The organism is Methylobacterium sp. Leaf88, assembly GCF_001422795.1.
Classification (GTDB): domain Bacteria; phylum Pseudomonadota; class Alphaproteobacteria; order Rhizobiales; family Beijerinckiaceae; genus Methylobacterium.
Map to the genome: position 1 here is coordinate 57,048 of NZ_LMMK01000050.1, position 7,208 is coordinate 64,255.

General features: G+C 65.7%; 4 protein-coding genes, 1 tRNA gene and 1 pseudogene. 4 read left to right on the forward strand and 2 right to left on the reverse strand.

The genetic code is table 11. The annotated features are described in order from the left end of the window. The first annotated feature begins 72 nt into the window (after positions 1-72). From htpG to ASF20_RS19655, 3 genes are all read left to right on the forward strand, one after another. Positions 73-1,908 (forward strand): molecular chaperone HtpG, encoded by a 1,836-nt coding sequence (gene htpG, locus ASF20_RS19645; RefSeq protein WP_056277154.1) that lies wholly within the window; start codon positions 73-75, stop codon positions 1,906-1,908. A gap of 358 nt (positions 1,909-2,266) precedes the next feature. Further along, positions 2,267-3,919 carry a DEAD/DEAH box helicase gene (locus ASF20_RS19650; RefSeq protein WP_056277156.1) on the forward strand — a complete coding sequence of 551 codons (1,653 nt, stop codon included), beginning with the start codon at positions 2,267-2,269 and terminating at the stop codon, positions 3,917-3,919. A 76-nt stretch (positions 3,920-3,995) separates the two neighbouring features. Next, a tRNA-Thr gene (locus tag ASF20_RS19655) sits at positions 3,996-4,071 on the forward strand. A 185-nt stretch (positions 4,072-4,256) separates the two neighbouring features. Here the strand turns inward: ASF20_RS19655 and ASF20_RS24280 are convergent. After that, positions 4,257-4,508: a hypothetical protein gene (locus ASF20_RS24280; RefSeq protein ID WP_156648141.1), complete on the reverse strand. Its 252-nt coding sequence runs from the start codon at positions 4,506-4,508 to the stop codon at positions 4,257-4,259. A gap of 259 nt (positions 4,509-4,767) precedes the next feature. After that, on the reverse strand, positions 4,768-6,060 hold the full coding sequence (locus tag ASF20_RS23620) for a polysaccharide biosynthesis/export family protein (RefSeq protein WP_082501460.1): 1,293 nt from the start codon (positions 6,058-6,060) through the stop codon (positions 4,768-4,770). A gap of 302 nt (positions 6,061-6,362) precedes the next feature. Between ASF20_RS23620 and ASF20_RS25115 the strand changes: the two are divergent. Continuing rightward, positions 6,363-6,655: pseudogene (locus ASF20_RS25115) on the forward strand (transposase); the annotation flags it as partial. Positions 6,656-7,208: the final 553 nt, after the last annotated feature.

Below are 7,208 nucleotides of genomic sequence, written 5' to 3' on the forward strand. Positions count from 1 at the left end.
CATTGAATTCGCCGGGGCGCGACGGCATATCGCGCTCGCTTCATCCTTTCTTCGACATCAGGAGGCGGTCCCTTGAGCGACACCGTGGAACGGCACGAATTCGGTGCCGAGGTCGGGCGTCTGTTGGACCTCGTGGTCCATGCCCTCTATTCCGACCGGGAGATCTTCCTGCGCGAGCTGGTAGCCAACGCCGCCGACGCCATGGACCGGCGCCGCTTCGAGGCGCTGACCGATCAGGCCTCCGCGCTGCCCGCCGACGCCAAGGTCCGCATCGCGGCGGACAAGGCGGCGCGCACCCTGACCATCACCGATGCCGGCATCGGCATGACGAAGTCGGAGCTGGCCCAGAACCTTGGCACCATCGCCCGCTCGGGCACCCGCGCCTTCAGCCAGACCCTCAGCGACGCCAGGCCCGAGGACAAGCCGAGCCTCATCGGCCAGTTCGGCGTCGGCTTCTACTCGGCCTTCATGGTCGCCGACCGGGTCACCGTCACCTCGCGCCGGGCCGGCTCCGAGGAGACCTGGACCTGGGCGTCCGAGGGCCAGGGCAGCTACACCCTGGAGCCCGCCACCCGGGCGGAGCCCGGCACCGACATCGTCCTGCACCTCAAGGAGGATGCCGACGAGTACCTGGAGAGCTACCGGCTCGACCACGTCGTGCGCAAATGGGCCGACCACATCACCGTGCCGATCGCGATCCGCGGCGAGGACGGCAAGGAGGAGAACGCCAACCAGGGCACGGCCCTGTGGCGTAAGGCGAAGTCCGAGGTGACGCCGGAGCAGTACACCGAGTTCTACCGCCATGTCGGCATGAACTTCGACGAGCCCTGGGCGACCCTGCACTGGCGCGCCGAAGGGGCGCTGGAATTCTCCGCGCTGCTGTTCGTGCCCGGCATGAAGCCGTTCCAGGCGGTGGAGGGCGAGCGCGCCAGCAAGGTGCGCCTGCACGTCCGTCGCATGTTCATCACCGACGAGGCGGAGCTCCTCCCCTCCTGGCTGCGCTTCGTGCAGGGCGTGGTCGACACCGAGGACCTGCCCCTCAACGTCTCCCGCGAGATGCTGCAGGCGACCCCGGTGCTCACCAAGATCCGCCGCGCTGTCACCGGCCGCGTCCTCTCCGAGCTCACCACCCGGGCCAAGGACGCCGAGGGCTACCGCCCGTTCTGGGAGAATTTCGGACCCGTCCTCAAGGAGGGCATCTACGAGGATCACGAGCGGCGGCCCGAGATCGCGCCGCTCTTGCGCTTCCACTCCTCCGCCGTCGAGGGCTGGACCTCCCTGCCCGAGTATGTTTCGCGGATGAAGGACGGTCAGGAGGCGATCTACTATCTCGTCGCCGATGATGCCGACGCCCTGAAGCGCTCGCCCCAGCTCGAGGGTTTCCGCGCCCGCGGCATCGAGGTGCTGCTGCTCTCCGACCACGTCGACGCCTTCTGGCCCGAGGCCCTGGCCCGCTTCGACGACAAGCCCCTGCGCTCGGTTACGCAAGGGGCCGTCGACCTCTCGAAGTTCGCGGGCGAAACGCCCGAGGGCGAAGAAGCCCCGGCCTCCGTCGAGGCCCTGGTCGCGGCACTCAAGGACGCGCTCGGCCCCGACGTCTCCGACGTGCGCGCCACCGACCGCCTGGTCGAGAGCGCCGTGGTGCTCTCCGCCTCCGGCCATGGCCCGGACCTGCAGATGCAGCGGCTCCTGCGCCGGGCCGGCCGGGGCGGCGGCGGTATGCCGGTCCTGGAGATTAATCCGCGCCATCCCCTGATCCGCGCGCTCAGCGCCAAGGTCGAGGCGCAAGAGGCGATCACCGACGCGGCCGGGACCCTCCTCGACCTCGCCCGGGTGCAGGACGGCGACACGCCGCGGGATCCCGTCGCCTTCGCGCAGAAGATGGCGGCAGCCCTGGCGGCGGCCTGAGTCCGGCCTCCGCTCGACGAGGCGGGTCCGGCGGAGCGTCTTGGCCGGACCCGCCTGGCCTGACGGGCGATCGGACTTCGAGAGCACGGGTTCCGAAAGGGCTTGGCGCAGGCCGTGTCCGACGCTAAGGGCCGCTCCGGAGACACGAAGGCCGCCGCACTCGTGCAGGGCCGAGCGACAGCCCCGACACGTGCCGATCCGACCGTCGGAGACTTCTGCGGTCTGGACCAGAACGGCCCACCGGCCCGATGGACGGCCCCGGGCGTGCCGGGGCCGTGGGGAGTCGGACGGCGACGGCGCGGACGCGCGGCAGATTGGCCACGGACGCCGGAGGCGGCAGGCGCTAGAAACGCCGCCGATGGATCTCCGCCCCTATCAGCGCGCCAGCCTCGACGCCCTCTATGCTTCCTGGGCACGGCAGGAGGGCCCGGGCCTCATCGTCCTGCCGACCGGTGCCGGCAAGTCGCTGGTGATCGCCGCCCTGGTGCGAGAGATGCTCGATCGCGATCCCCGCCATCGCATCGTCGTCGTCACCCACAGCCGCGAACTCATCGCACAGAACCACCGCGAACTCCTGGCGCTCTGGCCGGAGGCACCGGCGGGTATCTATTCCGCCGGCCTCGGTCGCCGCGAGGCCGGCGCACAGGTGCTGTTCTGCGGCATCCAGTCGATCTGGAACCGGACCCGCGACCTCGACGCGTTCGACCTCGTGGTCGTGGACGAAGCCCATCTCATCCCCCGCGACGCCGAGACCCGCTACGGCCGCTTCCTGGCCGCCCTGCGCGCCGAGCGCCGCGACCTGCGCGTCGTCGGCCTGACGGCCACGCCCTACCGCCTCGACAGCGGGCGCCTCGACGCGGGCCCCGGCCGGTTGTTCGAAGCCATCGTCTACGAGGCGAATGTCGGCGACCTGATCCACCAGGGCTACCTCGCGCCGCTCATCTCCAAGGCCACCGCCACGACCCTCGACGTCACGGGGGTGCCGCGGCGCAGGGGCGACTACATCCCGAGCGCCCTTGAGGCCGCCGTCAACCAGGACTGGATCACCCGCGCGGCGGTGGAGGAGATGGTCGGCTACGGGCAGGGCCGCCGGGCCTGGCTCGCCTTCTGCGCCGGCGTCGCCCACGCCACGGCGGTGCGCGACGCGATCCGGGCCGAGGGCCACAGCTGCGAGACCCTCTCGGGCGAGACGCCCAGGCGGGCGCGGGACCGCATCGTCCGGGCGTTCCGCGAGGGCCGGATCCGCTGCCTGACCTCGGTCGGCGTCCTCGCCACCGGCTTCAACGTGCCCCAGGTCGACCTCGTCGCCCTGCTGCGCCCGACCCAGAGCACCGGGCTCTACGTGCAGCAGGTCGGTCGTGCCCTGCGCCGGGCTCCGGACAAGGCGGACGCCCTGATCCTCGACTATGCCGGCCTCGTCCGCATGCACGGTCCGGTCGACATCGTCACCGCGCGCAGCGCCGCCGCGATCCGGGGACGCGAGGGCGAGATCCGGGCGAAGCCCTGCCCCGGCTGCGGCGCGCTGATCGCGCTCAACGCCAGCACCTGTGAGGCCTGCTGGGTCGAGCCCGAGGCGGAGCGGGACGACCCGGGCCACGAGGCCTCCGCCGACGACGCCCATCCGATCCTCTCCTGGCCGATGCCCGTCCGCGCAGGATCGGCTTGGCAGGGCGTCGCCGGCTGGACCTTCGCCACCCGCGCCCGTTCCGGTTCGGCGGAAGACCTCGCGATCACGTTTCACCTCCGCGATGGCCGGCACCACCGGATCGTGGTCGGCCTCGCGCAGGTCGGTTACCCGCGCGAGAAGGCGGTCCAGTGGTGGCGCCAGCTCGGCGGCGGCCGCGACGTCCCGATGACGGCCATCGAAGCCATGGCGGCGCAGGACCGTCTCACCCGCCCGGAGGCCATCGACATGCGCGCGCAGGGGCGCCTGACGGAGACCATCCGCTACCGTTTCCCGGACGGCCGCATCTTCGCCGATACCCGCCGCCTCGACGATCGCGCCGCCTGACATCCGCCGATCCGGCACCGTCCCCCCCCACTCGGGCTTGCGCCGGGCTAACGGCACTGGTAGCGCAAGAACGCACGCCGGTTTAGCTCAGCTGGTAGAGCAACCGCCTTGTAAGCGGTAGGTCGCGAGTTCAAGTCCCGCAACCGGCACCATACGTTCTCGCTCCGCGCGGGCCTCGATCATGAAATTTTCGGATCGGTCCGCACGGATTTTCCAAGGCCGTGGTCACCTTGGGGGTACATGGCAGGTCCGTGTGCGATCAGCCGCGGACTGATTTTTTGACTGGGCTACAGAAAGATCGCCTCATCGCCGCGTTATCCTGCGATGAGGCATGATCTCATCCCGGGACCGCACACCTCGCATTCGCTTGAGCGTCGATCTGAATGGCTCCCTGTGAGACAAACTGGCGATGCTTCGCGATGCGAGAAAGATATTCGTCAGCAAGACTCGGCGACAACCGGACGTATTTCGTACCGGACCTATCCTTCATACGCACCCAGCCGTTCGCGATTGCGCCGCTTCGAGCATCTTCGCTGGTGACACCGAAGACGGAGGCCATTTCATCATAGGTCAGCCAGATTTGCGCCATGGCTTGCGTCCCAATCAAGTCATCCACCGAGGAGATTGGGTTAGAGCATGCAATTCATAAGGCTGGGTGTACATTTGTGGTGAATCGTACGGACGGGCTTCACGTGAAAGGGAGAACCGCTTCGTCGCCAGGCGTTCGATCGGCCGTACGCTGCCGACGCGGACCATTAACATCGACCGCGAGCAACACGCCGATTTCCGCTTGGTCGCGACCAGCCCTTGGCTGGTCACTCTGCGCGATCAAGAGGCCCGCCTCGCGTTCAATTCGAGGCGGTAGACGGGCCGCTGAACAGTTTTGCCGAATCAACTTGAAGCCGGACCTCGATCACATCGCCGGGCTCGAGAGGTGTATCTTCGTTGGCACGCTGTGGGAACGTGGAAGCTCCGACCTTGCGGAAAATCGTGATGCTCTGCGGCGAGCCGCCGCCGCCAGCAAGCTGGGAGCGTAGCGCCGTGATGTAGCTGATCTTATCCCAGACGGCATCAATCCGGGAATTCGTCTTTCTCAGGTCCGAACTTGTGTCCGAGAGATCGGTCATCATCTCGGCCAGATGGTCGTTCTTGGTACGCTGAAGATCGGTCTCGGCTGTTACACGTTCCTTCTTCGCGACTTCGATGTTTGCCGAGACCTGCAGCATGCGGGATGCAGAGAGCAAGGCTAGGCGCCGAGCATCGGAAACGCGCGTCAAGGGAACGGAACCGCGCCGATAGAGCTCTGCGATACGCTCAGCATCCTCCGCATCGCTCTTGCTCCCGTCTTCCTCCGATTTGATCTGATTTTCCAACACACGCATGCGCTCGATGGCATTCGCAATATTCTTCTCAAATCCTTTGTAGACCTCTCGATAACCTGCCTGCTTGGCAGCGAGCCGGTCGATCTCGCTCTTGCGAATTCCTTTCTCAACAGCTTCAACGAGCGGATTGCGGCCGACTGGTATCGGCTCCGCTTCTCTCGGTCGCCCAAGAGCATCGCGATAAAAGTCGATGCGACCACCCAGACGCACGCGGTCCAGCCAAAGTTTTCGATACTCGTCGAGCGAGTCGAGGGACGACAGCGGTGAGCTTTCAATTCTGGATCGCACGATGTCGTACCCGCCGGAACGGGCCACAGCTTGGCGAACTGTCATTCCTGGGCGAAACGCCTGCTCGCTCGGTTGAGCCACATCACCTTTCAGATAGACCGGCCTGTATTCGACTATTGAGATCGACACTTCGTCCGGCGCGATTACGGTCACGGCCTCGCGCCCATCGGGCAGACGCTGATTGTAGGATTTAGCGGAAATCAGAGAACGAAGTCGGTCAAGGAGCTCAACGAGGGTCAGTCCCTCGGCGTGAGTCTGACCGATGAGAGGCATCGAGATGTTGCCGTCGGGATCCACGGTCTCGCGTCGCTGAAGGCTGATGCCATAGACATTAAGTTCGAGGACATCTCCAGCGGCGATTCGATAGTCGGCGAACGCTGTAGATGTCCCGCCCAAGGTTCCAATGGCAATAATTGGTCCGGCCAAAGCGGCTCGGAAATTGGCTGCCTTCAACGCCCACCGCATCGACATCCGCCCTCCTGCGAAGCTTGCTGATACCTGATCTCGCACCGCACCGCACCATACAGTTGTCGAGGGCAAATCCTATGCTACCCATCGGCGCAGTCGAAGATAGCGAATTTTGCGTCGCAATCATGGCGTTGGGACCGCAGCCTTCGAAGATGCTCCATCAAACGATCGCATTTTTGAGAAAAACATAGACGTCGCACACGCCAACGCAAGACTGATGAAGAAAACACTTGGAACACATCGCAGCTCGGCTGGCTTTGGACCGGGCTGATGGAGAGGATCGGCCAGGACCAGAGGAATCGGGAATGAAGCGAGGACATAGGCCGCGCTCGGAGCAGGCCTTGCTGATGCTGCGCCAGATCGAGGTTCAGACGGCGCAAGGCAAGAGCGTCGCCGTCGCGTGTTCAACGAGGCGGACATCTCCGAGCGAAGCTTCGACCGCTGGCGCAGGAAGTCTGGCGGTCCGAAGGTCGATCAGGACAGAAAGATGAAAGGTCCGGAGCACGAGGACGCCCGGCTTCGTCGTCTGGTGCCCGATTCATCATTGCAGAGGCAGGTGCTGGCGGACGTCGCCTCGGAAGTCAGTCCCACACGACGATTGTGCGCTCCAAGCCTCCTATCGTTGAGGTACACCTTCGCGAGTCTCGATCCTCGGACGCTGAGAGGTTCCGAACGTGCGGCGCGCCGAGGTATCAGGTGCCTGTTGAATGAGATTTGGTGCCCCTGGCGGGGCATTGTAGATCGGGCTCGATTGACAGCCTGCCCGCACGGGATCTCCGGCGATACAGGGAGAGCTGCCGCCCAAAGGGCGCCGCCCTTCAGCATTGGCAACCCCTTGGACTATCGATGGCATCGACAGGAAGAGCACGATCCTCATCACTGCGCGGCACCAGAACGCAGACCGAAAGAGCCGTCCGGTTTGCCCGCTCGAGCGACCCAACCCGACCTTGGACGTTCTTAGCATCTTCGGGAACATCATGTATTGAGTCTCCATATCCGCAATTATAGCCGACCGCCTCGGGCCGTGCGAGGTCCTTTGCCAGGAGGTCCCCTGCCGGCCGTCATTCAGCCCGTCCCTGTCCTTGGCTATCGTACGAGGCGGCCGGTCTGGTCTTCCTGTGCGAGTTTGAGGAGGTTCTGTCCGTAGGCGG

Bases quoted from the DNA above. Each gene is read 5' to 3' on its own strand.
- ASF20_RS23620 (WP_082501460.1), bottom strand. From the start codon at position 6,060: ATGTCGATGCGGTGGGCGTTGAAGGCAGCCAATTTCCGAGCCGCTTTG.
- ASF20_RS19650 (WP_056277156.1), top strand. From the start codon at position 2,267: ATGGATCTCCGCCCCTATCAGCGCGCCAGCCTCGACGCCCTCTATGCT.
- ASF20_RS24280 (WP_156648141.1), bottom strand. From the start codon at position 4,508: ATGGCGCAAATCTGGCTGACCTATGATGAAATGGCCTCCGTCTTCGGT.